This is a genomic window from Streptomyces sp. SID5469 (assembly GCF_009862865.1).
Classification (GTDB): Bacteria; Actinomycetota; Actinomycetes; order Streptomycetales; family Streptomycetaceae; genus Streptomyces; species Streptomyces avermitilis.
Genome location: NZ_WWIN01000001.1, coordinates 3,029,562 through 3,054,300 on the forward strand (window position 1 = coordinate 3,029,562; position 24,739 = coordinate 3,054,300).

At 71.5% G+C, this 24,739-nt stretch carries 22 protein-coding genes; 13 read left to right on the forward strand and 9 right to left on the reverse strand.

Annotation, left to right across the window (positions count from 1 at the left end; all coding sequences use genetic code 11):
- Window positions 1-6: 6 nt before the first annotated feature.
- Together GTY58_RS13000 and GTY58_RS13005 are read right to left on the reverse strand one after the other, a co-directional pair.
- The gene (locus GTY58_RS13000; protein WP_010983919.1) at window positions 7-1,413 is read right to left on the reverse strand and encodes a HAMP domain-containing sensor histidine kinase; all 1,407 of its coding nucleotides are present in this window, start codon (window positions 1,411-1,413) and stop codon (window positions 7-9) included.
- A 9-nt stretch (window positions 1,414-1,422) separates the two neighbouring features.
- Complete coding sequence (locus GTY58_RS13005; RefSeq protein ID WP_010983920.1) at window positions 1,423-2,109, reverse strand: response regulator transcription factor; 687 nt, start codon at window positions 2,107-2,109, stop codon at window positions 1,423-1,425.
- Window positions 2,110-2,421: 312 nt separating this feature from the next.
- Between GTY58_RS13005 and GTY58_RS13010 the strand changes: the two genes are divergently transcribed.
- The 8 genes from GTY58_RS13010 to GTY58_RS13040 all read left to right on the forward strand — a co-directional run bounded on the left by GTY58_RS13010 (window position 2,422) and on the right by GTY58_RS13040 (window position 9,101).
- Window positions 2,422-3,198, forward strand: coding sequence for an amino acid ABC transporter ATP-binding protein (locus GTY58_RS13010; protein WP_010983921.1), 777 nt, complete (start codon window positions 2,422-2,424; stop codon window positions 3,196-3,198).
- Between the two features lie 116 nt (window positions 3,199-3,314).
- A complete protein-coding gene (locus tag GTY58_RS13015; RefSeq protein ID WP_010983922.1) occupies window positions 3,315-4,148 on the forward strand; it encodes a glutamate ABC transporter substrate-binding protein in 834 nt (277 codons plus the stop codon).
- 85 nt (window positions 4,149-4,233) lie between these two features.
- A complete protein-coding gene (locus GTY58_RS13020; protein WP_010983923.1) occupies window positions 4,234-4,899 on the forward strand; it encodes an amino acid ABC transporter permease in 666 nt (221 codons plus the stop codon).
- Window positions 4,896-5,801: an amino acid ABC transporter permease gene (locus GTY58_RS13025; protein ID WP_010983924.1), complete on the forward strand. Its 906-nt coding sequence runs from the start codon at window positions 4,896-4,898 to the stop codon at window positions 5,799-5,801. Before GTY58_RS13020 ends, GTY58_RS13025 begins: the two co-directional genes overlap by 4 nt.
- 200 nt (window positions 5,802-6,001) lie before the next feature.
- The gene (locus GTY58_RS13030) at window positions 6,002-7,867 is read left to right on the forward strand and encodes an FAD-dependent monooxygenase (RefSeq protein ID WP_010983925.1); all 1,866 of its coding nucleotides are present in this window, start codon (window positions 6,002-6,004) and stop codon (window positions 7,865-7,867) included.
- A 145-nt stretch (window positions 7,868-8,012) separates the two neighbouring features.
- On the forward strand, window positions 8,013-8,084 hold the full coding sequence (locus GTY58_RS41615; RefSeq protein ID WP_324617296.1) for a putative leader peptide: 72 nt from the start codon (window positions 8,013-8,015) through the stop codon (window positions 8,082-8,084).
- 73 nt (window positions 8,085-8,157) lie between these two features.
- Window positions 8,158-8,703 carry a cysteine dioxygenase gene (locus GTY58_RS13035; RefSeq protein ID WP_010983926.1) on the forward strand — a complete coding sequence of 182 codons (546 nt, stop codon included), beginning with the start codon at window positions 8,158-8,160 and terminating at the stop codon, window positions 8,701-8,703.
- A complete protein-coding gene (locus GTY58_RS13040) occupies window positions 8,700-9,101 on the forward strand; it encodes a rhodanese-like domain-containing protein (protein WP_010983927.1) in 402 nt (133 codons plus the stop codon). Before GTY58_RS13035 ends, GTY58_RS13040 begins: the two co-directional genes overlap by 4 nt.
- Window positions 9,102-9,238: 137 nt before the next feature.
- On the opposite strand, the gene recX is transcribed toward GTY58_RS13040, so the two are convergent.
- Both recX and recA read right to left on the reverse strand, forming a co-directional pair.
- On the reverse strand, window positions 9,239-10,186 hold the full coding sequence (gene recX, locus GTY58_RS13045; RefSeq protein WP_078234464.1) for a recombination regulator RecX: 948 nt from the start codon (window positions 10,184-10,186) through the stop codon (window positions 9,239-9,241).
- A gap of 3 nt (window positions 10,187-10,189) precedes the next feature.
- Window positions 10,190-11,323 (reverse strand): recombinase RecA, encoded by a 1,134-nt coding sequence (gene recA, locus GTY58_RS13050; protein WP_010983929.1) that lies wholly within the window; start codon window positions 11,321-11,323, stop codon window positions 10,190-10,192.
- 686 nt (window positions 11,324-12,009) lie between these two features.
- On the opposite strand from recA, the gene GTY58_RS13060 reads away from it, so the two are divergent.
- Window positions 12,010-12,819: a hypothetical protein gene (locus GTY58_RS13060; RefSeq protein ID WP_237528781.1), complete on the forward strand. Its 810-nt coding sequence runs from the start codon at window positions 12,010-12,012 to the stop codon at window positions 12,817-12,819.
- Window positions 12,820-12,861: 42 nt separating this feature from the next.
- Here GTY58_RS13060 and GTY58_RS13065 read toward each other — a convergent pair whose 3' ends face one another.
- Together GTY58_RS13065 and GTY58_RS13070 are read right to left on the reverse strand one after the other, a co-directional pair.
- On the reverse strand, window positions 12,862-14,121 hold the full coding sequence (locus GTY58_RS13065) for an AI-2E family transporter (protein ID WP_078234496.1): 1,260 nt from the start codon (window positions 14,119-14,121) through the stop codon (window positions 12,862-12,864).
- Window positions 14,122-14,224: 103 nt separating this feature from the next.
- Entirely contained in the window at window positions 14,225-14,419 is a 195-nt protein-coding gene (locus tag GTY58_RS13070) for a DUF3046 domain-containing protein (protein WP_010983932.1), read from the reverse strand.
- Between the two features lie 80 nt (window positions 14,420-14,499).
- On the opposite strand from GTY58_RS13070, the gene GTY58_RS13075 reads away from it, so the two are divergent.
- Entirely contained in the window at window positions 14,500-15,444 is a 945-nt protein-coding gene (locus GTY58_RS13075) for a hypothetical protein (protein ID WP_010983933.1), read from the forward strand.
- A gap of 33 nt (window positions 15,445-15,477) precedes the next feature.
- Here the strand turns inward: GTY58_RS13075 and GTY58_RS13080 are convergent, their stop codons facing one another.
- From GTY58_RS13080 to GTY58_RS13090, 3 genes are all read right to left on the reverse strand, one after another.
- Complete coding sequence (locus tag GTY58_RS13080; RefSeq protein ID WP_010983934.1) at window positions 15,478-15,786, reverse strand: AzlD domain-containing protein; 309 nt, start codon at window positions 15,784-15,786, stop codon at window positions 15,478-15,480.
- Window positions 15,783-16,547, reverse strand: a complete 765-nt coding sequence (locus GTY58_RS13085; RefSeq protein WP_042493001.1) for an AzlC family ABC transporter permease — start codon at window positions 16,545-16,547, stop codon at window positions 15,783-15,785. Before GTY58_RS13085 ends, GTY58_RS13080 begins: the two co-directional genes overlap by 4 nt.
- A 91-nt stretch (window positions 16,548-16,638) precedes the next feature.
- Window positions 16,639-17,535: an AraC family transcriptional regulator gene (locus tag GTY58_RS13090; RefSeq protein ID WP_010983936.1), complete on the reverse strand. Its 897-nt coding sequence runs from the start codon at window positions 17,533-17,535 to the stop codon at window positions 16,639-16,641.
- Window positions 17,536-17,749: 214 nt separating this feature from the next.
- On the opposite strand from GTY58_RS13090, the gene GTY58_RS13095 reads away from it, so the two are divergent.
- The 3 genes from GTY58_RS13095 (at window position 17,750) to GTY58_RS13105 (ending at window position 24,570) form a co-directional block, all read left to right on the forward strand.
- A complete protein-coding gene (locus GTY58_RS13095; protein ID WP_010983937.1) occupies window positions 17,750-22,726 on the forward strand; it encodes an ATP-dependent helicase in 4,977 nt (1,658 codons plus the stop codon).
- Between the two features lie 203 nt (window positions 22,727-22,929).
- The gene (locus GTY58_RS13100; RefSeq protein WP_010983938.1) at window positions 22,930-23,772 is read left to right on the forward strand and encodes a DNA-formamidopyrimidine glycosylase family protein; all 843 of its coding nucleotides are present in this window, start codon (window positions 22,930-22,932) and stop codon (window positions 23,770-23,772) included.
- A gap of 33 nt (window positions 23,773-23,805) precedes the next feature.
- Window positions 23,806-24,570, forward strand: a complete 765-nt coding sequence (locus GTY58_RS13105; protein WP_010983939.1) for an SDR family oxidoreductase — start codon at window positions 23,806-23,808, stop codon at window positions 24,568-24,570.
- The last annotated feature ends 169 nt before the right edge of the window (window positions 24,571-24,739 follow it).

Here is a 24,739-nt window from a genome sequence, read left to right on the forward strand (position 1 = left end):
GCCCCGTCAGGCCGTCGGCACCGTCCTCGGCACCGTCACCGTCACCTTCAGTCCGTGCGGCTCGTGGTGCGCGTACGAGATCGTCCCGCCGCCCGCCGCGAGCAGTGCCCGCGAGATGGACAGGCCGAGGCCCGAGCCCTTGATGTTCTGGTGGCCCGCGCTGCGCCAGAAGCGGTCGCCGACGCGCGCGAGTTCCTCGTCGCCGAGGCCCGGGCCGCCGTCCGTGACGACGACCGACGACACCGCGCCGTTGGACGTCACCTCGACCTCCACGCTCTCTCCCTCGGGCGTGAACTTCAGCGCGTTGTCGATGACCGCGTCGAGGGCGCTGGAGAGAGTGATGGGGTCGGCCCAGGCCGTGGTGGCCGGGCAGGTCCCGGCCAGTCGTACGCCGTTGGCGGCGGCGACCGGCCCCCAGGCGGCGACGCGCTCGGCCGTCAGCTCGCCGATGTCGGTGAGCCGCAGGTCCGCCTCGGCGTGCTCGGCGAGCGCCAGGTCGAGCAGGTCGTCGAGGACCTGGGCGAGGCGCTTGCCCTCGGTCTGCACCGAGGCGATCTCCTCGTTGCCCTCGGGCAGTTCGAGGGCGAGCAGTTCGATGCGCAGCAGCAGCGCCGACAGCGGGTTGCGCAGTTGGTGGGAGGCGTCGGCGACGAAGGCGCGCTGCTGCTCCAGGACGTCCTCGACGTTGTCCGCCATCTCGTTGAACGACCGGGCCAGGCGCCGCAGTTCCGGCGGTCCGCCGGCGGCCGCCACCCGGGACTTGAGGCGTCCGGTGGCGATGTCGTGGGTGGTGGCGTCGAGGACGCGTACGGGGCGCAGCACCCAGCCCGTCAGGCGCAGTGCGGCGCCGACGGCCAGCAGCATCGCGGCGATCTCGCCCGCCCCGATGAGCAGCCAGCCGTGCTGGGTCTTGGAACGCATCTGCCCGGTGGGCGAGTCGGTGACGACGACGGCGATGACGTCGCCGTCCCTGATGACCGGGGAGGCGACGACGAGCCGCTTGTGCTCCCAGGGCCAGACCTGCTCGGGGTCGTGGCTGCGGCGGCCCAGCCGGGCCTCGTCGAACGCGTCGCGCCCCTCGCCCCGTTCGGGCAGGTACCAGTTCTGGGGCGCGTGGGCCATGGGCGCGTCGTCCAGGTAGAAGACGCCGGCCTGGATGCCGTACACGTCGTGGTACATGGCGAGTTCCTTGCTCAGCGTCTCGCCGCGTTCGTCCGTGACGGCCACCCGGGAGCCGGTGGGCCGGTCGGTGACGAACTGCGCGAGGGCCGCGAACCGCGCCGTGTCGTCTATGCGGTCGACGACGACCCGCTGCTGCTGCGCCGCCGCGATGCTCACGGCCAGCGGGAAGCCGAGCGCGAGCAGCACGGCCGCCATCAGGACGATGAGCAGCGGGAGGAGACGTGTGCGCACCCGGCCCCGCTACGCGGCCGGGGCGACGAGCCGGTACCCGACGCCGCGCACGGTCTCGATCAGCGCGGGCATGCGCAGCTTGGAGCGCAGGGAGGCGACGTGCACCTCGAGGGTGCGCCCGGTCCCCTCCCAGCTGGTGCGCCACACCTCGCTGATGATCTGCTCGCGGCGGAACACCACGCCGGGGCGCTGGGCCAGCAGCGCGAGCAGGTCGAACTCCTTGCGGGTCAGTTGGACCACCGAACCGTCCACGCTGACCTGGCGGGTGGGCAGCTCGATGTGCACGGAGCCGAGGCGCAGCGCGGTCTCGGCGGCCGCCCCGCCCTCCTCGTGGGCGTTGCGCCGGCTGACGGCGTGGATACGGGCGAGCAGTTCTCCGGTGTCGTACGGCTTGACCACGTAGTCGTCGGCGCCGAGGTTGAGGCCGTGGATGCGGGAGCGTACGTCGGAGCGCGCGGTGACCATGATCACCGGGGTGCTGGTGCGCTTGCGTATCTTGCCGCAGACCTCGTAGCCGTCCTGGTCGGGCAGGCCGAGGTCGAGCAGGACGACGCCGAAGCCGGAGCTCTCGGGGACGAGCGCCTGAAGGGCCTCCTCGCCGTTGCGGGCGTGCGTGACGGCGAAGCCGTGCCGCGCCAGCACCGCGGACAGGGCGGCGGCGACATGGTTGTCGTCCTCTACGAGGAGCAGTCGCATCCCGGCCCCCTCCGGTTCATCGGTCGTACGGTCTCTGCTTGCACTCTGATAGCTCGGGTTCTGTACAAAAAGCGCGCACACGCGCGTGTGCACCATGGCAGTGACGCCGATGAATCAGGACGGCGTCAAGAGGGTTCTGGTTGCGGACGGCTTCCGTTATCCAGCCGGTACGCACCCTGAGCACACCCCTGCTACGACACGTGTCCGATTGCTACCGGATCGTGATGCTCAAGTTCCCCTCAGATGTAATGACGCTGGTCGTACGGCGTTACTACTGTCCTCCGAAACCGAGGAGGACGGAGCCAGTTAGCGATGACCGAAGTATCGGTGGCCAAGGACGCCGTGGCCGCGACCGACGAACTGGTCGTCCTGAAGAGCGTCAACAAGCACTTCGGCGCGTTGCACGTGCTCCAGGACATCGATCTGACCATCACCCGTGGTGAGGTCGTCGTGGTCATCGGGCCCTCCGGGTCCGGGAAGTCCACCCTGTGCCGCACCATCAACCGCCTGGAGACGATCGATTCGGGCGACATCAGGATCGACGGCAAGGCGCTGCCCCAGGAAGGCAAGGAGCTCGCCCGGCTGCGCGCCGATGTCGGGATGGTGTTCCAGTCCTTCAACCTCTTCGCGCACAAGACGGTGCTCGAGAACGTGATGCTGGGCCAGGTCAAGGTCCGCAAGGCCGACCGGAAGAAGGCCGAGGAGAAGGCGCGCGGTCTGCTCGACCGCGTCGGCGTGGGCACGCAGTCCGACAAGTACCCCGCGCAGCTCTCCGGCGGTCAGCAGCAGCGTGTCGCCATTGCCCGCGCACTGGCGATGGACCCCAAGGTCATGCTCTTCGACGAGCCGACCTCGGCGCTGGACCCCGAGATGATCAACGAGGTCCTCGAGGTCATGCAGCAGCTCGCGCGCGACGGCATGACCATGGTCGTCGTCACCCACGAGATGGGCTTCGCTCGTTCGGCTGCCAACCGAGTCGTCTTCATGGCCGACGGCCGGATCGTCGAAGAGGCTGTGCCGGATCAGTTCTTCAGCAATCCCCGCAGCGATCGGGCCAAGGACTTCCTGTCGAAGATCCTTCACCACTGAGGGCCTGCTCGAAGAGCCTTCACCACTGACGATCTGCGCCACCCGCCCCGCTCGTGCGGTGCGCGCCACCGGCGGCCCACCGCCGGTCTCTCTTCACCACACAAAGGATGTTCACCATGAAGCTCCGCAAGGTCACCGCAGCCTCGGCCGCCGTGCTCGCCCTCGCCGTCACGGCCACGGCCTGCGGCTCCGACGACAAGGACAGCAGCTCCTCCGGCGGCGACAAGAAGATCACCATCGGCATCAAGTTCGACCAGCCCGGCATCGGCCAGAAGACGCCGCAGGGCTACTCCGGCTTCGACGTGGACGTCGCCACGTACATCGCCAAGCAGCTCGGTTACAAGGCGGACCAGATCGAGTGGAAGGAGTCGAAGAGCGCCGACCGCGAGACCATGCTCCAGCGCGGTGACGTCAAATTCATCGCCGCCTCGTACTCGATCACCCCGGAGCGCCAGGAGAAGGTCGACTTCGCGGGCCCGTACCTGCTGGCCCACCAGGACGTCCTGGTCCGTGCCGACGACAACTCCATCAAGTCGCCGTCGGACCTCAACTCCAAGAAGCTGTGTTCGGTGACGGGCTCGACCTCGGCGCAGAACGTCAAGGACAAGCTCGCCCCGAAGGCCAACCTCCTGAAGTACCCGACCTACTCGGCGTGCCTGACCGGTCTGCAGAACAAGGCCATCGACGGGCTGACCACCGACGACTCGATCCTCGCCGGTTACGCCGCGCAGGCCAGCTTCAAGGGCAAGTTCAAGCTCGCCGGCTTCAAGATGACGAACGAGAACTACGGCATCGGCGTCAAGAAGGGCAGCGATCTCAAGGCGAAGATCAACACCGCCCTGGAGAAGATGGTCTCGGACGGTGCCTGGGAGAAGGCCGTGACGGCCAACTTCGGCCCGGCGAACTACAAGAACGAGCCCGCCCCGAAGATCGGCGACATCAAGAAGTGACGTAGGGCCCCAGGGGTGCGCCGTCCTCGGGGGACGGCGCACCCCCTCGCAAGGTCCCTCCACACACGCGGAAGCGCGGGAGATCGTGTTCGACTTTCTTGAAGGTTACGACCTGCTGGGAGCGTTCTGGGTGACGGTGAAGCTCACCGTCTTCGCAGGCGTCGGCTCCCTGATCTGGGGCACTCTGCTGGCCGCGATGCGGGTCGGTCCGGTGCCGCTGATGCGCGGTTTCGGGACCGCCTACGTGAACATCGTGCGGAACATCCCGCTGACCGTGATCATTCTGTTCACCTCGCTGGGCCTGAGCCAGACGCTGGGTGTCAATCTCGGCGCGGACACGTTCGAGACCATCAACTTCCGGCTCTCCGTGCTCGGTCTGATCGCCTACACCTCCGCGTTCGTGTGCGAGGCGCTGCGGTCCGGCATCAACACGGTGCCCGTCGGCCAGGCCGAGGCGGCGCGGGCCATCGGTCTGAACTTCACCCAGGTCCTCACTCTGATCGTGCTGCCCCAGGCGTTCCGTTCGGTCGTCGGCCCGCTGACGAACGTACTGATCGCACTGACGAAGAACACCACGGTGGCGGCCGCGATCGGTGTCGCGGAAGCGGCGGCGCTGATGAAGGAGATGATCGAGAACGAGGCTCAACTCATTCTGATCTCCGCGGTCTTCGCGTTCGGCTTCGTGTGCCTGACGCTGCCGACCGGTCTGATCCTCGGCTGGGTGAGCAAGAAGGTGGCGGTGAAGCGATGAGCTCGGTCCTGTACGACGCCCAGGGCCCGCGGGCCAAGCGGCGAAACGTTCTCTTCACCGTGGTGTTCCTGGTCGCGGCCGCCGCCGTCCTGTGGTGGGTGATCACCAGTCTCAACGACAAGGACCAGCTGGCCTGGGAGAAGTGGAAGCCCTTCTTCTCGAGCACCGAGGCCTGGACCACGTACCTCTGGCCGGGGCTGCAGAACACGCTCAAGGCCGCGGCCCTCTCCATGGTCATCGCGATGCCGCTCGGCGCGGTCCTCGGTATAGCCCGGCTCTCGGACCACAGGTGGGTACGTGTTCCGGTCTCGATCGTGGTGGAGTTCTTCCGGGCCATCCCGGTGCTGATCCTCATGATCTTCGGCGTCGCCCTGTATTCCGAGTACACGAACGTCAGCTCGGACGACCGTCCGCTGTACGCGGTCGTCACCGGACTCGTGCTCTACAACGCCTCGGTGCTCGCGGAGATCGTCCGGGCCGGCATCCTGTCGCTGCCCAAGGGCCAGTCCGAGGCCGCGATGGCGATCGGCCTGCGCAAGAACCAGGTCATGCGGTTCATTCTGCTGCCGCAGGCCGTCACGGTGATGCTTCCGGCGATCGTCAGCCAGCTCGTCGTGATCGTGAAGGACACGGCGCTCGGCGGCGCGGTCCTCACCTTCTCCGAGCTGCTCGCCTCGGTCGGCCCGATGAGCGGCTACTACGGCGCGAACACCATCGCCAGCTTCACGATCGTGGCCCTGATCTACATCGCGATCAACTTCTCCCTCACGACCTTCGCGAGCTGGCTGGAGGGGCGGCTGCGGCGCGGCAAGAAGTCGACGGGCGCCGTGCTCCCGCCGGCCGCGGTCGGCGGGGCCGAATCGACCGGCGCGGGCGGGGCCGGCGGGGGCATCGGCCTCTGACCGGTGGCCCAGGGAAGCCGCCTGACAACTGGTCAGGCATTTGACCCACACGGAGGCAGGTGGCGCGCTCGCCACTGCCTCCGTCGCTTGACGCAAGCACCGGCAATAGGTTGCATACGTTCTGTGATCGCGCACCCCGTTCCAACTGCCTGTTTCCCTAGGTCCCTCAGGACACCACTCCGGGCAGGGGGCAGCGCGCCGTGGACCCGGTGATCATCGTCGGAGCGGGGCCCGTGGGGCTGGCGCTCGCCCTTGCGCTGGCGCGCCAGGAGGTTCCGTCCGTGGTCCTCGACGAGGGTCCGGGCAACGACGAACAGCGGCCCGCGCGAACCGTCGTTCTGCGCGAGGACACCGCCGCGCTCATGGAACGGCTGACGGGTCTCCCGCTCGACGAGGCCGGGTTCCGTTGGGCCGGATGGCGGTCGATGCGGCGCAAGCAGGTGATGAGTGAGATCACGTTCGACGCGGACGGGTCCGGGGGGTCGGTGTACGGCTCTGCGGGCGTCGCCTACGGCTCCGGCGGTGCGGGGTACGGCTCGGCGGGCGCCGCGGGTGTCTCGGATCGCTCCATGGGCGGCTCCAGGAGGCCTGTGGACGACTCACGGGGGGCCGTCGGCGGCTCCAAGGGGTCCGCGGGCGACAACAGGGGGCCCGTGGGCGGCCCCAGGGGGCCCGTGGTCGGCTCTGGGCGTACCGCTGAAGGCGCTGAAGGGCCCGCCCCGCTGCACATCGCCCAGCACGTGCTGACGGGCGCGCTGCGGGCGGCCATCGCGACCGAGCGACTGGTCAAGGTCGCGGTGCGGAGCCGGCTGGACGCGATCGAGCAGGAGGCGTCCGGCCTCACGGCGCACACACGCGACCCGAAGGGGACCTGGTGGCGGGGCAGTTACCTGGTCGGCTGCGACGGACCGCGCTCGACGGTGCGCAAGCTCCTGGACATCCGCTTCCCGGGCCGTACCGCCGTTGAGCGACACGCCGTGGCGGCGCTGCATGCGGAACTTCCCTGGCCCGGTGAGGCGTTGTTGCACCGGATGCCGCCGTGGCGGACGTCGGGCCCCTCGGCCGGGGAGGTGACCGCACGCCCGCTGCCCGACGGCGTGTGGCGCCTGGACTGGCTGTTGCCGCCGGGCAAGGATCTGGTCACGCCCGAGCTGCTGGTGACCCGCGTCCGGGAGACGCTCGCGGGCTGGAGCGGAGGTCCCACACCTCCGTACGAGCTGCTCGACACGGGCGTGCACACCGTCCACCACCGGCTCGCCCGCCGCTGGCGGGCCGGCCGGGTCTTCCTCGCCGGTGACGCCGCGCACCTGCTCGGTGCGCTCGGCACACAGGGTCTCGACGAGGGCCTCAGGGACGCCGACAACCTCGCCTGGAAGCTGGCGCTGGCCTGGCATCACGGCCCGCACGAGCCGCTGCTCGACAGCTATCAGGCGGAGCGCCGTGCGGTCGTCGCGGCCCGACTGCGCGCCGCCGACCAGGCGCTGCCGGTGGTGCGCGGCGGCGGAGGGCTGCGCGCGTACGTGCCCGGCTCGGCCCGCGGACACGACGCGCTGCTCACGGACGGTCACCTGGGGCGCGGGGCACTGGGTACGCCGGGGTCGTACACCGATTCGCCGCTCGCGCCTGAGCGCGCGGACTCGACGGCCCCTGTGGACACGGCACCGGGTGCGCCGGTCGTCGATGTACGGGTGACGGCCGAGGACGGCTCCTTCGTACGGCTGCGGGACCGGCTCGGGCGGGGCGCGCTGCTCGTGGTATTGATCGCGCCGGGTACGGGTGTGTGGGAGCGCAAGCACTGGGTGTCGGCCGGGATCATGCCCCGGCTCGCGGCGGCGGTGACCGCGTTGCCGCATCCCGCCGAGCTGCTGGTCGCGGAGGGTTACCCGGGCGCGGCCGCGCACACCGTGCTCCTGGTACGGCCCGACGGGCACCTGGTCACGGCGCTGAGCGGGGTGCGGCCGGCCGACCTGTACGCGGCGGCGGAGGCGACGCTGGGCGGGCCTGCGGGGTCGGGGAGCAAGGCGGGGACCGAGACGAGGGCGGAGCGGGCGGCGACCGGGGGGTGACCGTGGCGCCGCCTCCGCGGGGGCCGCGGTTCATCTGGGCCCGCTCGCAGTGGGGACGCACGGTCACCGTGGGGTCCACATAGTGACTGTGAGTTTGACCGGCCTCTGCCGTCGTGGTGTACTCCGGATCGTGACCGACACCTGTGTGCGCCTGTGGCGGAGGGTCCATATGGACCTCGTCCGCTATGCGGGCTGCGTGTGTCGTCCGTCCAGCTGAATTCGCATCTTTACTTCCCGCGCGCCTCTCGTGTGCTGCCGCGCGCCCCTACGCGAACGCATGGACGGTACCCGTGTCTGTCTCTCCCTCCACCCCTGCCCCTGCCTCCGTCTCCGTCTCCGCTCAGGTCCCCACCCAGGCCGAGCTTCTCGACTTCGTACGCCGTTCCGCGGCCGACGCCGAGCTGATCGCCTCGCTTCCGCTGGATCCCGAGGGTCGCACCTGGGTGCGTCTGGAGGGCCCCGGCGGCAGCGAGGCCTGGCTGATCGGCTGGCCGCCCGGCACCGGCACCGGCTGGCACGACCACGCCGACTCGGTCGGTGCCTTCACCACGGCAGCGGGCGAGCTCAAGGAGAACTCCCTCGCCGTCCGGCTGCCCTCCGACGGCTGGAGGACGCTGGAACTCACCGAAGGGGTGGACCGTGAACGGCGGCTGCCGGCCGGCAAGGGCCGCTCCTTCGGCAACCACCACGTGCACGAGGTGCTCAACGACTCCACCGAGGAGCACGCGGTCTCGGTCCACGCCTACTATCCGCCCCTGCCGCAGATCCGCCGCTACAGCCGTACCGGTCAGGTGCTGCGCCTGGAGCACGTCGAGCGTCCGGAGGACTGGCAGTGAGCTCTTCCCATGAACGTCCCATAGGTATCGACGAGTTGCTGGAACAGGTCCGGAAGGGTCTCGACCGGGTGGAGGCGGCGGACGCGTACGAGGCCGCGCTGGCCGGCGATGCCCTGCTGGTCGACATCCGGTACGCGGCCCTGCGCGACCGCGACGGTCTGATCCCCGGCGCGCTGGTCGTCGAACGCAACGAACTGGAGTGGCGCCTCGACCCCCAGGGCAGCCACCGCGCCGCCGAGGCCACCGGCCACGACCTGCGCGTCGTGGTCGTCTGCAATGAGGGCTACGCGTCGAGCCTGGCCGCCGCGTCCCTGCGCCAGTTGGGCCTGCACCGGGCAACGGACCTGGTGGGCGGCTTCCAGGCATGGAAGTCGGCCGGGTTCCCGGTGACGGCCTAGCCCGAAGAGCGCCAGGGCATCGACGTCATGGGCCATGGGCGCGCTGGGTAGACATCGCGACGGGGGCCCTCTATCGGGGGGCCCTCTTCAGTAAGGGGCGTCCGCCTTCCCCTTCTCGCCCCCTTTGGCCCCCAGCGTCAGAACCCCTCGTCCCCCAAGCCTTCCGTGTCCTCCCCCTCTTCCTCCAGCGCCTGCCGAACCACCCGCAGAGCCATGCCCTCGGAGTAGCCCTTGCGGGCGAGCATGCCGGCGAGGCGACGCAGCCGCTTGTCGCGGTCGAGGCCGCGCGTGGAGCGGAGCTTGCGGGCGACGAGTTCGCGCGCGGTCGCCTCTTCCTGCTCGGAGTCGAGCTGCCCCACGGCCTCGTCGATCAGTGTGGAGTCCACGCCCTTTGTGCGCAGCTCTCGCGCGAGCGCCCGTCGGGCCAGGCCCCGGCCGTGGTGCCGGGACTCCACCCAGGCGTCCGCGAAGGCGCTGTCATTGATCAGGCCGACCTCCTCGAACCGCGACAGAACCTCGTCCGCCACGTCCTCGGGGATCTCGCGCTTGCGCAAGGCGTCCGCGAGCTGCTTGCGCGTGCGCGGGGTCCCGGTGAGCAGGCGCAGACAGATCGCCCGCGCCCGCTCAGCCGGGTCCCCTGGGGGCTCCCCCTTCTCGGCCCTCGACGAGGCAGGGGCGCCTCCGTCCTGTGGGTCACCGGCCGGCTCGCCGAACCCGCGCCGCCGGCCGCGCCCTCGTCCTCCTTGCGCACCGCCGCCATCGCGTGATGCGCCTTCGCCGCGGTCACCACGGAAGCCGCCGTCACCATGCCGACCGCCACGGCGGGACCGCGAACCGCGACTCTGCGAACCGTCGCCGTCCGCATCCCCGCCGTACGTACCACCGGCGCCGTATGCCTCCCGGGTCGTCCCGGATACCCCGTGAGCGCCGTACACCCCGTGAGCGCCGGATGCCTCGTCGTCGTACGGCTCGCCCTCGTCGTACGCCCCGTCGCCGCCCCCGACGGACCTCCCGTCGGCTCCGCTCCCCCGTCCCTGCGGCGCGACGGGGTACGCGTACTCGGCCCAGTCGGTTCGTCGTGTCATGGGCTAGCTCTTGGCCGCCGCGGCCTTGGACTTGGTGGTCTTGGCCGCGGGAGCGGACACCGTCTTCGCGGTGTCGTCCGTGGCAGCCGCGGCCGACGTGACCGCCGCGTCCGCGCCCGGCTCCGCCGTGGGCTCCTCCGGCCGTACGCCGACGCCCAGCTTCTCCTTGATCTTCTTCTCGATCTCGTTGGCGAGGTCGGGGTTGTCCTTCAGGAAGTTGCGCGCGTTCTCCTTGCCCTGGCCGAGCTGGTCGCCCTCGTACGTGTACCAGGCGCCAGCCTTGCGGACGAAGCCGTTCTCCACGCCCATGTCGATCAGGCCGCCTTCGCGGCTGATGCCCTGCCCGTAGAGGATGTCGAACTCGGCCTGCTTGAAGGGCGGCGCGACCTTGTTCTTGACGACCTTGACGCGGGTGCGGTTGCCGACCGCGTCGGTGCCGTCCTTCAGCGTCTCGATGCGACGGATGTCGAGCCGCACCGAGGCGTAGAACTTCAGCGCCCGGCCACCCGTCGTGGTCTCCGGAGAGCCGAACATCACGCCGATCTTCTCGCGGAGCTGGTTGATGAAGATCGCGGTGGTCTTCGACTGGTTGAGCGCGCTGGTGATCTTCCGCAAGGCCTGGCTCATCAGGCGGGCCTGCAGACCCACGTGCGAGTCGCCCATCTCGCCCTCGATCTCCGCGCGCGGCACCAGGGCGGCGACGGAGTCGATGACGATCAGGTCGAGCGCGCCGGAGCGGACCAGCATGTCCACGATCTCCAGAGCCTGCTCACCGTTGTCCGGCTGCGACAGGATCAGGTTGTCGATGTCGACGCCGAGCTTCTTCGCGTACTCGGGGTCGAGGGCGTGCTCGGCGTCCACGAAGGCCACCTGGCCGCCGGCCTTCTGCGCGTTCGCCACCGCGTGCAGCGTCAGGGTCGTCTTACCGGAGGACTCCGGGCCGTACACCTCCACCACTCGGCCGCGCGGCAGGCCGCCGACGCCGAGGGCGACGTCGAGCGCGGTCGACCCGGTGGGGATGACCTCGATGGGCTCATTCGGCCGCTCGCCCAGGCGCATCACCGCGCCCTTGCCGAATTGCCGTTCAATCTGTGCGAGCGCGGCGTCGAGCGCCTTCTCGCGGTCGGTTCCTGCCATGGGTTCCACCCGGTTTGCTTGAGTCGATCGCTTCACGTCAAAGACGCTAACGCCTGCCACTGACAATGCGCCCCGACGCCCGTCCGGCCTGTGGATAACTCGGGGACTTCTCCATCGAAACCGTGTCGAAATGCCCGTCGAGAGCCTCGCCGGAACCTCCATAAGAATGGATGTTCGATTTTCGTGTCAAGCGCACCACATGGCACTTCCGAGGGTACGTTCGCGGTCCGACAGCCCTCGGGAGCAGTCACCCGACACAGCGCCGACCGGAACGCCGAGACGGCCGCCGACGCCCCACCCGTCAGGCCGGGCCGCGACCGGCGGATCAGGCCAAACGTCGGATCCGCCGCACACAGACCCCGGCGAGTGCGACGGCGAGGCCGAGGAAGATGCCGGTCTCGGCCCACTGGAGGGCCCAGAAATGGTCGGCGGGCTGATAGATCACCCACTGCCGGTAACCGGCCTTGACGAGGACGGCGGTGCATAGAGATCGGCCAGATGCGGGCCGGTGGCCGCGAGGAGTGCGGCGAGCACGACGACGGCGCCGAACACCACCGCGGTCTGGGTACGGAGGTGGTGCCAGGTCGCTACTCCTCCGTGAGTCGCCGGGGCTACTCCTCCGGGCGTACGTCCATTGCCTTCGGCCGTACGACGACGACGTGGGTCCTGCGCACGAGGCTTGGGCCATGGAAAACCTGGTTTCCCCGGCGGTTCCGGGCGCCGCGTCGGCCGCGCGCAAGGGGCCCCGCCGAAGGTTCACGACGCGCCCGGCCGAACGGTTCTGCTACGCGACCGGTGCCCTTCTGGTTCTCTCGGGCCTGGCGCATCTGGTGGTCTTCGCCGTCGACGGCGGCCCCTGGGACGGGCCCGTCTCCTGGCGCAAGCCCGTCACGTTCGGGCTCTCCTTCGGGCTGACACTGGTCGCCGTCACCTGGGTCACGTCGTATCTGCGCGTCGGGGCGCGTCTGCGCACCGCGCTACTCGTCGTGTTCGCCGCCGACTGCGTCGTGGAGGTCGGCGGGATCACACTTCAGGCGTGGCGCCGTGCGCCCTCGCACCTCAACATGGAGACCGGCTTCGACACACTGGTCTCCATGACCCTCGCGGTGGGCGGCGGCGTCCTGGTGGTCGTGCTCTCGGTGTTCGCGGCCGCGGCCTTCCGGCACCGGCCCGAGGGCCCGGTGGGGATGCCGCTCGCGCTGCGCTCCGGGTTCGCGATCCTGGTCGTCGCTCTGCTGTCGGGCGCCGCGATGATCGCGCGCGGGGTGGTGCTGACCCGCACCGGCCACCAGGAGGCGGCGTACCACTCGACGGCCCCGCTCAAGCCGCTGCACGGGGTGAGCCTGCACGCCGTGCTCGTGCTGCCCGCGCTGGCCTCGCTGCTGTCCCGCACGCCCTGGAGCGACCCGCGGAAACAGCGGCTCATGTACGTGGCGGTCGGCGCCTACGCGGTGGCCGTCCTCGCGGCCGGGGTCTGGGCCGTCCTCACGTACTGAACGCCGGCGAGCGAGTGCCCCGCCTCGCGCGCCTCTCACCGCTCACCGGGACCCGTCCTCGGACTCGGCCGCCCGGCTGCGCCCCCACAGCCGACGCACGCGCCCGAGGGCACCGCCGGAGCCGGTTCCGGGGCCACGGCGCCGGTGCCCGTGCACGCGGGGGTCGTCCGTGACGTCGTACCGCTTCACGTACGCCCCGAGGAAGGCCTGAAGGGTGGCGACTGCGGGGATGGCGATCAGCGCCCCGACAGCACCCAGGAGCGCGGTGCCCGCGATGACCGACCCGAAGGCGACCGCGGGGTGGATGTCGACGGTCTTCGAGGTCAGCTTGGGCTGCAGCATGTAGTTCTCGAACTGCTGGTAGACCACGACGAAGATCAGCACCCACAGCGCGTACCAGGGATTCACGGTGAAGGCGATCAGCATCGGCAGGGCGCCCGCGAGATAGGTACCGATCGTCGGAATGAACTGCGAGACCAGGCCCACCCAGACGGCCAGCACGGGCGCGTACGGGATGCCCAGCGACTGCAGCAGGATGTAGTGCGCTATGCCCGAGATCAGCGCCATCAGGCCGCGCGAGTACAGATAGCCGCCGGTCTTGTCGACGGCTATCTCCCACGCGCGCAGCACCTCGGCCTGCCGGGCGGGCGGCAGCACGGAGCACAGGGCGCGCCGCAGCCGCGGCCCGTCGGCGGCGAAGTAGAAGGAGAACAGCGCGATCGTCAGCAGCTGGAAGAGGCCTCCCAGGACCTGCGCGGACACGTCCAGCACACCCGTGGCGCTGTTCTGGACGTACCTTCGCAGCCAGTCGGAGTGGACGAGGCTGTCCTGGATGTCGACCCGTCGGAGATCCGTGTGGAAGGTCGTGTTGACCCAGCTGATGACGGAGTCGAGGTAGTCGGGGAAGCCCTCGACCATCTTGATGATCTGGCCCGCGAGCATCGAGCCGAGCAGGGTGACGAAGCCCGCCGTCACGATCATGGCGCCGAGGAAGACGAGGAAGGTGGCCAGCCCTCTGCGCATTCCGTACCCGGCCATCCAGCTCACCGCCGGCTCGATGGCGAGCGCCAGGAAGAACGCGATGAGAATGTTGATCAGCAGGCCGGTGAGCTGGTGAAACGCCCAACTGCCGAACTGGAAGCCGGCGATAAGGGCGAGGGCGAGCACCATGGCACGCGGCAGCCAGCGCGGCATGCGTCCGCCCCGTCCGGCGGCGTCCCCGGCCGGTGGGTCTGCGGGCGGCGTCGTGCCGAACGGCGATACGTGCTGGGCGACCTTCGCGGTCTCATCTGTCGGGGCCACGGTGCAAGTCTCGCCCACGCCACCGACAACCGACTGCCACCCCCGGATCTTCATGACCGGAACGTCCCGACGCACGATCGGCACGCACTGATCACCAGGTCACTCAGCGGTTCTCCTGCGGAACGTTCATCGCCGTGCACACCGCGCGCCACACGTCCTTGGCCTCCCAGCCGGCCTCCAGGGCCTTGTCCACCGTGCGCCCACCCAACTCCGACATCACGTGATCGCGCGCGAAGGTCTCCGCGTACCCCGCGCCGAAGTGATCCGCCATCCGCTGCCAGAAGACCGTCAACCGCATGACTCCAGTATCCCGCCCCTGAGGGTGGGCCCTCGCCGGGACCGCTTGCCGAGAACGCTTTCCGTCCTACGGTCTGATCCATGGCCGAAACAGGAGCATCCCCACTCCCCCCGACGCCCTCGGCGCGCTCCCCGCTGTCCCGCGCCGAGCACTTCGTCTGGCTCACCGCGCGCGTGCTGGAGCAGCGCCGCTTCGCGTACCACTTCCTGGGTGGCACCGCCGACGCGGTGGAGACCGCGCTGGCCGCCTACCGCAACGAGGACGACGGGTACGGCCACGCGCTCGAGCCCGATCTGCGCGGCCCGGTCAGTCAGCCGTTGCACGCCGGGCACGCGCTGCGTGTACTGGACTCGATCGGGCGCTGCGGCGGGCAGCGGGTGGAGCGTGTGTGCCGGTATCTGACGTCCGTCTCGACGCTGGACGGCGCGCTTCCCGCGATCCGGCCCAGCCAGCGCGGCTATCCGACGGCGCCGTTCGTGCCGGTCGTCGACGATCCGCCCAGCGACCTTCTCGCCACCGGCCCGGTGGTGGGCCTGCTGCACCGCAACGAGGTGTGGCACGCCTGGCTGTTCCGGGCCACCGACTTCTGCTGGCAGGCCGTCGAGTCCCTGCGGAAGTCGCACCCCTACGAGGTCGAGGCGGCCGTGGCCTTCCTGGATTCGGCGCCGGACCGCCCCCGCGCGGAGGCGGCCGCCGACCGTCTGGGCCGTATGGTGCGCGAGCAGCGGCTCGCCGTCCTGGACCCGGAGCGCCTGGACGCGTCCCCCGTATCGCCCGGGTACGGGCCGGGCGAACATCACTTCCCGTACGACTTCGCGCGGACTCCGGGCTCTCTCGCGCGCGCGTGGTTCACGGACGAGGAGATGGCCCGCTCGCTCGACTTCCTGGCGGCCGAACAGCGGAAGGACGGCGGCTGGCCCATTCGCTGGCGCCAGTGGGCCCCCGGCACCGCTCTGGAGTGCCGCCCCATGGTGACGATCGAGGCGCTGCGCACCCTGAAGGCGTACGGACGGGCCATCGCCTGAGGGCAAAGCCGGGCCGGGCGGGGGTGCCGGCGCTCAGCCCGCCATCGCCCGCACGCCCGCCGTCACCACCACCGCCGCGGCGACGACCAGGAGGAACGGCGCACGCAGCACGAGCGCCACAGCGGCCGCGGCGAGACCGGCCGCCTTGGCGTCCAGCACCAGCGTGCGGCCGTCGGCGAAGGTCTGCTGGGCGGTGAGGGCGGCGAGCAGGGCAACGGGCAGCAGGGCCGCGAGCCGTCTGACGAGCGGCCGCTCCAGGACGCCCGCGGGGACCAGCAGGCCGATGAGCTTGACGGCGTAGCAGCCGACGGCGGTCGCGGCGATCGCGATCCAGATGTTCAACGCGCTTCCCTCCGGGTGTCGTGGGCGGAGGTCGCGTCACAGGCGGAGGTCCTCATGCGGCGCCCTTCTACGTAGAGGACGGTCGGGGCGGCCAGCGCGGCCACCAGGACCGGCACACCGGCGGGCAGTACGGGGAGCAGGCCGAGCCCCAGGAGGACGGCGATGCCCGCCACCGCCCGCTCCGCCGCGGTCTTCAGCATCGGCGCGAGCAGCGCCAGGAAGACCGCGGGCCCGGCCGCGTCCAGGCCCCACGCGTCGGTGTCGCCGATGGCCTGCGCACCGACCGCGCCGATCAGCGTGGTGAGGTTCCACAGCACGTACAGCGAGAGTCCGGTGACCGTGAAGCCGATACGGACGCTGCGCCGGGTGGGCTGGGCCAGCGCGACGGCGGTGGTCTCGTCGATGACCCACTGGGCGGCGAACGGGCGCACCGCGCGCGGGAGGGCCAGCAACTGCGACAGACGCAGCCCGTAGAAGGCGTTGCGCACACCGAGGAAGAAGGCTCCCGCGGCCGCCGCGAGCGGGTTGCCCCCGGCGGCGAGCGCACCCACGAGGGCGAACTGTGAGGCGCCGGTGAACACCAGGAGGCTGAGGGCGCAGGTCTGTAGCAAGGACAGCCCGCTGCCGGCCGAGGTCACCCCGAAGGCGAAGCCGGACAGTCCGACGGCGACCCCGACTCCCAGGGCGTCCCGGACGACGGCGGCGTCGGGTTTTCCGCCGTCCTCACTGCGTATGTCTGCGAGAGCTGTCTGTTCTGCCACGCCTCGGACGGTAGCCGCGGGCGCGCCCGTGGGTCTTGTACGTTCTTGCACGCTCCCGCGGCCGTGCCCGTACGCTCCCGCGGCGGTTCCCTCACACACCCGTGTCCATGTTCTTGCGCGCGCCCGTGCGGCCGTCCTCGCCACCGAGCACCGGACGGGCGTCGCTGCCGCGCTCCCGCTGATACGCGCCCGGGGGCACGCCGACGATCCGGGTGAAGTGGCGGTTGAGGTGCGGCTGGTCGGTGAAGCCGACGGCGACAGCCACTTCGGCAGGCGCGGTACCGGCGTCCAGGAGGCGGCGGGCACGGCGTACACGGGCGTCGGTCAGCCAGGTGTGGGGCGGCATGCCGTACGCCTCCCGGAAGGCGCGCAGCAAGGCGAAGGGACTGGCGCCGAGGTCGCCGGCGAGGCGCTCCAGGGTCGGAGGCTCGGCCATGCGCTCTTCGAGCACGGTACGCGCACGTACGGCGATGCCGGCACCTGCGCTACGGACCTCGCGCTGTGGCATCGGTCCCCCGTTCAGCCGGAGCAACCTGGTCACGGCAACCCGCAGCAGGGTGTCGGCGGCGAGCGCGTTGCCCTCGTCGGCGGCGCGGAGCACCTGGTGGACCAGGCCGGCCGCGTACGCGTCGTCGAGCACCGGGCTGGTGAAGCCGGGCGTGCCGCGGATCGAGGTGGTCTCGGCCGCGATCTCGGCCACCAGTTCCGGCGACGGGTAGACCGCCCCGTACCGCCAGCCCTCGGGGACGCCCGCGCGGCCGGTGTGCGGGGTGTCGGGGTTGACCAGCGCGAGGGCGCCCGGGCCCGCGTACTGGTCGGCGCCACCGTGATGGAAGACCTCGACGCCTTCGGCGATGGCCGCGATGACGAAGTTCTCGTGGGTGTGCCGTACGAAGATCTTCTCGATGTAGCTGGCCCGCAGCAGGTCGACACCGGGCAGTTCCGCGTACCGCCAGTGCCGTGCCCGCTCCTTCCCCGTGCCTGCCATGCCCTCATTCTCCGCCACCCGACGCACCCCGCTCGCGGCCCCAGCCACACCCCCCGGCCGCCCCTGAGCGGCCCACCTGGGCTGCCGAGGCGGACCACCCGCCGCCCCACACCCGCGCACGGCCCACCCCACGGCCAAACCGCTCACCCCACCCCCACTCGGACCATTGTCGCAGGTCAGAGCCGTTGTCAGTGCGTGGGTGCAACATGGACGCATGGTCAGTTCCACACACCGAGCCCTCGACGGCTTCTCGCCCGCGACCCGCGGCTGGTTCACGGGGGCGTTTCCCGCGCCCACCGCGGCTCAGGCCGGCGCGTGGCGTGCCATCGGCGAGGGCTCGGACGTGCTCGTGGTCGCCCCGACCGGCTCCGGAAAGACACTGGCCGCCTTCCTCGCCGCGCTCGACCAGCTGGCGTCCGCCCCGCCGCCCGCCGACCCCAGGAAGCGCTGCCGGGTGCTGTACGTATCGCCCCTGAAGGCCCTCGCGGTCGACGTGGAGCGAAATCTTCGCAGCCCGCTGACCGGCATCAGGCAGGAAGCTGTGCGCCTGGGCATGCCCGAGCCCGAGGTGAAGGTCGGCATCCGCTCAGGGGACACCCCGCCCGCCGAGCGCCGCGCGCTGTCCACCCGCCCGCCGGACATCCTGATCACGACCCCGGAGTCGCTGTTCCTGATGCTCACGTCGGCCACGCGGGACGCGCTGACGGGCGTGGAGACGGTGATCCTGGACGAGGTGCACGCGGTCGCCGGCACGAAGCGCGGCGCGCATCTCGCGCTCTCCTTGGAGCGGCTCGACGAGCTGCTGCCCAAACCGGCCCGCCGCATCGGCCTCTCCGCGACCGTGCGCCCGGTCGACGAGGTCGCCCGCTATCTCTCACCGCGGCGCAAGGTGGAGATCGTCCAGCCGAAGTCCGGCAAGGAGTTCGACCTCTCCGTCGTGGTCCCGGTCGAGGATCTGGGCGAGCTGGGCGGCTCCCCGGTCGCCGACGGCAGCGAGGGCGCCGAGCGGCCGTCGATCTGGCCGCACGTGGAGGAGCGGATCGCCGACCTCGTCCAGGCCCACCGCTCGACGATCGTGTTCGCCAACTCCCGCCGCCTCGCGGAGCGCCTGTGTAACAGGCTCAACGAGATCGCCTACGAGCGGGCCACCGGCGAGCCTTTGGACGAGCACCACGCCCCGGCCGAACTGATGGGCGGCTCGGGCGCGGCCCAGGGGGCGCCCGCGGTGATCGCCCGTGCCCACCACGGCTCGGTCTCCAAAGAACAGCGCGCGCTCGTCGAGGAGGATCTCAAGGCGGGCCGCCTGCCCGCGGTGGTCGCCACCTCCAGCCTGGAGCTGGGCATCGACATGGGCGCGGTGGACCTCGTCGTCCAGGTCGAGTCGCCGCCGTCGGTGGCTTCCGGCCTCCAGCGCGTCGGCCGCGCCGGCCACCAGGTGGGCGCGGTCTCCACCGGCGTCGTCTTCCCCAAGTACCGCGGCGACCTCGTCCAGGCCGCCGTGGTCACGGAGCGGATGCGCACCGGCTCCATCGAGTCCCTGAAGGTGCCCGCCAACCCCCTCGACGTGCTCGCGCAGCAGCTCGTGGCCATGGTGGCCCTCGACACCTGGCAGGTCGACGACCTGCTGACCACGGTCCGCCGCGCCGCTCCCTTCGCCTCGCTCCCGGAGTCGGCCTTCACCGCCGTGCTCGACATGCTCGCGGGCCGCTATCCGTCCGACGCCTTCGCGGAGCTGCGCCCGCGCGTGGTGTGGGACCGCGTCGCCGGCACGGTCACCGGCCGCCCGGGAGCGCAGCGCCTCGCCGTCACGTCCGGGGGCACGATCCCGGACCGTGGGCTCTTCGGGGTCTTCCTCGCCGGCGCGGACCCCAAGAAGGGCGGTGGCCGGGTCGGCGAGCTCGACGAGGAGATGGTGTACGAATCCCGGGTCGGGGACGTGTTCACCCTCGGCACCAGCTCCTGGCGCATCGAGGACATCACGCGCGACCGGGTCCTGGTCTCCCCCGCCCCCGGAGTCCCGGGCCGTCTGCCCTTCTGGAAGGGCGACCAGCTGGGCCGCCCGCTGGAACTGGGCCGCGCGCTGGGGGCGTTCCTTCGTGAGGTCGGCGCGCTCCCGAAGGACGACGCCCGGCTGCGGCTGCTGGCAGCCGGACTCGACGCCTGGGCCGCCGACAACGTCCTGTCGTACCTGGCCGAACAGCGCGAGGCCTGCGGACACGTCCCCGACGACCGCACGATCGTCGTGGAGCGCTTCCGGGACGAGCTCGGCGACTGGCGGGTCGTCGTGCACTCTCCCTTCGGTGCCCAGGTCCACGCCCCGTGGGCCCTCGCGCTGGGCGCCCGGCTCGCCGAGCGGTACGGCATGGACGCCCAGGTCATGCACGCCGACGACGGCATTGTGCTGCGGCTGCCGGACGCCGACCTGATGGGCCTGGACCTGCTCGACCAGGAGCCCCTGAAGGCCGGCGCCCCTCTGGACACAGCGGGCGCCGAGCAGGCGCCCATCGGTGCCGCGGACGTCGCCTTCGACAAGGGCGAGGTCAACCAGATCGTCACCGACCAGGTCGGCGGCTCGGCGCTGTTCGCGTCCCGGTTCCGTGAGTGCGCCGCCCGCGCGCTGTTGCTGCCGCGCCGCAGCCCCGGCAAGCGCACCCCGCTGTGGCAGCAGCGCCAGCGTGCGGCCCAACTGCTCCAGGTGGCCAGCGAGTTCGGCTCGTTCCCGATCGTCCTGGAGGCGGTCCGCGAATGCCTCCAGGACGTCTTCGACGTTCCGGGCCTCACGGAGCTGATGGGCGACATCGAGTCCCGCAAGGTCCGCCTGGTCGAGGTCACCACGCCGGAGCCGTCGCCTTTCGCCCGCTCCCTCCTCTTCGGATACGTCGCGCAGTTCCTCTACGAGGGCGACTCACCCCTCGCCGAGCGGCGCGCCGCCGCGTTGTCGCTGGACTCGCGGCTGCTGGCCGAGCTGCTCGGCCAGGCGGAGTTGCGCGAGCTGCTCGACGCCGATGTCCTGACGGAGCTGGAGCGCGAGCTCCAGTGGCTCACCGAGGACCGTCGCGTCAAGGACACCGAGGGCGTCGCGGACCGGTTGCGGCTGCTGGGCCCCTTGACCGACGCCGAGCTGGCCGAGCGCGGGGCCGAGCCGCAGTGGGCCCAGGAGCTGGCCGGGGCCCGCCGCGCCATCAAGGTCCGCATCGCGGGCACCGACCACTGGGCGGCGATCGAGGACGCGGGCCGACTGCGCGACGCCCTCGGCACAGCGCTGCCCGTCGGCGTCCCCGAGGCATTCACGGAGCCGGTCAAGGACCCGCTCGGCGACCTCCTCGCGCGGTACGCGCGCACGCACGGCCCGTTCACCTCAACGGCCGCTGCCGCGCGCTTCGGTCTCGGCGTGGCCGTCACCGAGGGCGCGTTGCAGCGGCTCGCGGCGGCCGGCCGGGTCGTCCAGGGGGAGTTCCACCCTGCGGGCATCGGCCAGGAGTGGTGCGACGCGACCGTGCTGCGCCGGCTGCGGCGCCGCTCCTTGGCCGCCCTGCGGCACGAGCTGGAGCCGGTTCCGCCCGCCGCGCTCGCGCAGTTCCTGCCGCAGTGGCAGCACGTCGGCGGCGGACATGGGCTGCGGGGCGTCGACGGCCTGGTGCGCGCGATCGAGCAGCTCCAGGGCGCCTCCGTGCCAGCGTCCGCCCTGGAGAAGCTCGTCCTGCCGTCACGCGTCTCGAACTACACGCCCGCGATGCTGGACGAACTCACCGCCGCCGGTGAGGTGGTGTGGGCCGGGGCCGGTTCACTGCCCGGCAAGGACGGCTGGGTCTCGCTGTACATGGCGGACGCGGCCCCCCTGCTCCTGCCCGCCCCGCACCCCTTGGAGCCGACCGCGCTCCACCAGTCGGTCCTGGACGCCCTGTCCGGGGGTTACGGCCTGTTCTTCCGGCAGATCACCGATCAGGTCCGGGCCACCACGCACCCCGACGCCACCGATCCCCAACTGGCGGACGTGATCTGGGACCTGGCCTGGACGGGCCGGCTCACGAACGACACGCTCGCGCCGATGCGTTCCCTGCTCGGCTCGGGCCGCACCGCGGGCTCCACCGCGCACCGCGCCAAGCGTGCCGTCCCGCGCGGGCGGTACGGCTCCCTGACGGCCACCGCGCGCCCCCAGTCCCGTACGGGCCCGCCGACCGTCGCCGGCCGCTGGTCGCTGCTGCCCGCTCTCGAGCCCGACACCACCGTGCGCGCCCACGCTCTGGCCCGCACCCTGCTGGACCGGCACGGGGTGGTGACCCGCGGAGCCGTCGCGGCGGAAGGCGTCGAGGGCGGCTTCTCGGCGACGTACCGCGTCTTGTCCGTGTTCGAGGAGAGCGGGCAGGCGCGCCGCGGCTATGTGGTCGAGGGGCTGGGCGCGGCGCAGTTCGCGATGGACGGCGCGGTGGACCGCCTGCGCGCGGCGGCGAACGCGCGGGAGAGGGACGAGACACTGCCCGGCCCGGACCGTTCGGACGGCTTCGCCGGGGGCGCCCCCCATCGGCTCGACGCGGCCCGTCCGTTCGCCCCTGCGGCGGCTCCCGGTTCCGGAGATGGTTTCCTCGACAGGTTCGACCCGCAGTTCGACTCCAACCTGGGCGCCTTCGCCGACCTCTCCGACACTGCCGACGCGCAGCCCGTCTCCAGCCACCCGGGGACGCAGGCAGCCCCCGGCCTCCCCGAGGTGCAGCCGGGTCCAGGCCTTCCCCGCGCGCAAGCCGGCCCCCGCTCCCCGTACGGCCAGGGTCTTCCCCCGAACCGCACTCGCTCCGCCGGCGCCTCCCGAGCCGTCGTCCTGGCCGCGGCGGACCCCGCGAACGCCTACGGCGCGGCCCTCTCCTGGCCCGAACCCCCGACCGGGGCGGGACACAAGCCGGGGCGCAAGGCGGGTTCCCTGGTCGTACTCGTCGACGGCGAGCTGGCGCTCTACATGGAGCGCGGCGGCAAGACGCTGCTGGCCTGGCCCTCCGACCCCGACGCCAAGACGACGGACGATCCCCGTCTACTGGCCGCCGCCGAGGCTCTCGCCGCGTCCGCCCGCGCGGGTTCCCTGGGCACGGTCACCGTGGAGCGGGTCAACGGCGCCTCGGCGCTCACCTCCCCGTTCGGCACCCTCCTGGAAGGAGCAGGCTTCATCGCGACGCCCCGCGGTCTGCGCCTTCGCGCGTGAGGACGAGGCACGGGAGGACAGACCACGGCAGAGCAGGCACCGGGACACGCCAGAGAGCGGCGGGACAGCGCGGCGCGGGCCCACGAGGCGCGGCGCAGGAGCACGGATCGCGGCGCGCGGCGCAGGCCCACGGAGCGCGGGACGGAGTGGCGGAGCAAAGCCGCTCGCGCCACGTCCGGCCCCCGGCATGCCACCCTTGAGCCATGCCCGAAGGCGACACCGTCTACCAAGCCGCGAGGCGTCTGCACAGCGCCCTCGCGGGCAAGGTACTGACCCGTTCCGACCTCCGGGTGCCGAAATTCGCCACGGCCGACCTCACCGGCCGCACCGTACTGGACGTCACCCCCCGCGGAAAGCACCTCCTCACCCGCATCGAGGGCGGCCTCACCCTGCACTCCCATCTGCGGATGGACGGTTCCTGGAAGGTGTACGCGCCGGGCCAGCGCTGGAGCGGCGGCCCCGCACACCAGATCCGGGCGATCTTCGGCACCGCGGACCGCACGTCCGTGGGCTACCGCCTCCCCGTCCTCGAACTGCTCCGCACCGCCGACGAACACCGCGCCGTCGGCCATCTGGGCCCCGACCTCCTGGGCCCCGACTGGGACCCCGACCGGGCTCGGGAGAACCTCCTCCGCGACCCGGCCCGCCCCCTCGGCGAGGCCCTCCTCGATCAGCGCAACCTCGCCGGCATCGGCAATGTCTACAAGAGCGAGCTGTGCTTCCTGCTCCGGGCCACTCCATGGCTCCCCGTCGGTGACCTCCCGGCCGAGCACCTCGCCCAACTCCCCGCCCTCGCCAAGAAACTCCTGGAGACCAACCGCGACCGCCCGGCGCGCAGCACCACGGGCCGCCGCGAGCAGAGGCTCTTCGTGTACGGCCGCGCACCCCGCCCCTGTCTGCGCTGCGGCACCCCCGTCCGGGTGGCCGACCAGGGCGACGGTTCCCGCGAGCGCCCCACCTACTGGTGCCCGGCCTGCCAGCCGGGGCCCACTCCGGCCCCGGGCGCCCACGCACGAAGGCCAAGCCGGCCACGTATCACTAATTGACGACCCGTCAGAAACCCTCGTACCGTCGATGTCATGCCCGTCAAGGCGTACGACCTCACCGGACGCACCGCATTCGTCACCGGCGCCGCCAGCGGCATCGGCCGGGCCTCGGCCGTACTGCTCGCGCAGGCCGGCGCCACCGTGCACTGCGCGGACCGCGACGAGCAGGGCCTGCACGAGACGGAGACCCTGATCAAGGGCGGGGGCGGCACCGCCCGCACCCACCACCTCGATGTCACCGACCGGGCGCGGCTGCACCAGGCCGTTGCCGGATGCGACCGACTCGACATCATGGCCGCGGTCGCCGGGATCATGCACAGCAGTCCCGTGCTGGAGACGCGGGACGAGGACCTCGACCGGGTGCTGAACGTGAACTTCAAGGGCGTGCTGTACGCCTGCCAGGAGGCGGCCCGGCGGATGATCGCGGACGGTACTCGCGGCAGCATTGTCACCATGGCCTCGGGAGCCGTCGACACCGGCGGCCCCGGACTGCTCTGCTACGGCGCGGCGAAGGCGGCCGTGGTCCAGCTGACCAAGACCCTGGCGACCGAGGTCGGCCGGCATGGCATCCGGGTCAACGCGGTGGCGCCGGGCTGGGTGCGTACGGCCATGACGGACCGCCATGACGGGGCGGCGCAGGCGCATACGGAGGCGTTCATGGCCAGGTTGTCACCGCTGGGCAGGGTCGGTGAACCGGACGACATCGCCCACGCGGTACTGCACCTGGCCTCCGACGCCTCCCCGTTCACCACGGGCCAGATCCTCCGGCCGAACGGCGGAGTGGCGATGCCCTGGTAGACCAGGCCCCGACGGCCGGGTCGCCCACCCCAAAACGGCGGCCTGGTCGCCAAACCCCAACAGCCCACACCCCAGCCCCAGCCCACAGGCACCATGCGGCGAATCCCCCGACACCCGCGAAGCCCCCACCTCCCCCGCGTCCAACCACGCGACAGGCGCCGCGACACTC

Excerpts from the sequence above, each read along its gene's own strand:
- GTY58_RS13005 (WP_010983920.1), bottom strand. The coding sequence starts at position 2,109 with ATGCGACTGCTCCTCGTAGAGGACGACAACCATGTCGCCGCCGCCCTG.
- GTY58_RS13010 (WP_010983921.1), top strand. The coding sequence starts at position 2,422 with ATGACCGAAGTATCGGTGGCCAAGGACGCCGTGGCCGCGACCGACGAA.
- GTY58_RS13015 (WP_010983922.1), top strand. The coding sequence starts at position 3,315 with ATGAAGCTCCGCAAGGTCACCGCAGCCTCGGCCGCCGTGCTCGCCCTC.
- GTY58_RS13025 (WP_010983924.1), top strand. The coding sequence starts at position 4,896 with ATGAGCTCGGTCCTGTACGACGCCCAGGGCCCGCGGGCCAAGCGGCGA.
- recX (WP_078234464.1), bottom strand. The coding sequence starts at position 10,186 with ATGACACGACGAACCGACTGGGCCGAGTACGCGTACCCCGTCGCGCCG.
- recA (WP_010983929.1), bottom strand. The coding sequence starts at position 11,323 with ATGGCAGGAACCGACCGCGAGAAGGCGCTCGACGCCGCGCTCGCACAG.
- GTY58_RS13060 (WP_237528781.1), top strand. The coding sequence starts at position 12,010 with ATGGAAAACCTGGTTTCCCCGGCGGTTCCGGGCGCCGCGTCGGCCGCG.
- GTY58_RS13070 (WP_010983932.1), bottom strand. The coding sequence starts at position 14,419 with ATGCGGTTGACGGTCTTCTGGCAGCGGATGGCGGATCACTTCGGCGCG.
- GTY58_RS13075 (WP_010983933.1), top strand. The coding sequence starts at position 14,500 with ATGGCCGAAACAGGAGCATCCCCACTCCCCCCGACGCCCTCGGCGCGC.
- GTY58_RS13090 (WP_010983936.1), bottom strand. The coding sequence starts at position 17,535 with ATGGCAGGCACGGGGAAGGAGCGGGCACGGCACTGGCGGTACGCGGAA.
- GTY58_RS13095 (WP_010983937.1), top strand. The coding sequence starts at position 17,750 with ATGGTCAGTTCCACACACCGAGCCCTCGACGGCTTCTCGCCCGCGACC.
- GTY58_RS13100 (WP_010983938.1), top strand. The coding sequence starts at position 22,930 with ATGCCCGAAGGCGACACCGTCTACCAAGCCGCGAGGCGTCTGCACAGC.
- GTY58_RS13105 (WP_010983939.1), top strand. The coding sequence starts at position 23,806 with ATGCCCGTCAAGGCGTACGACCTCACCGGACGCACCGCATTCGTCACC.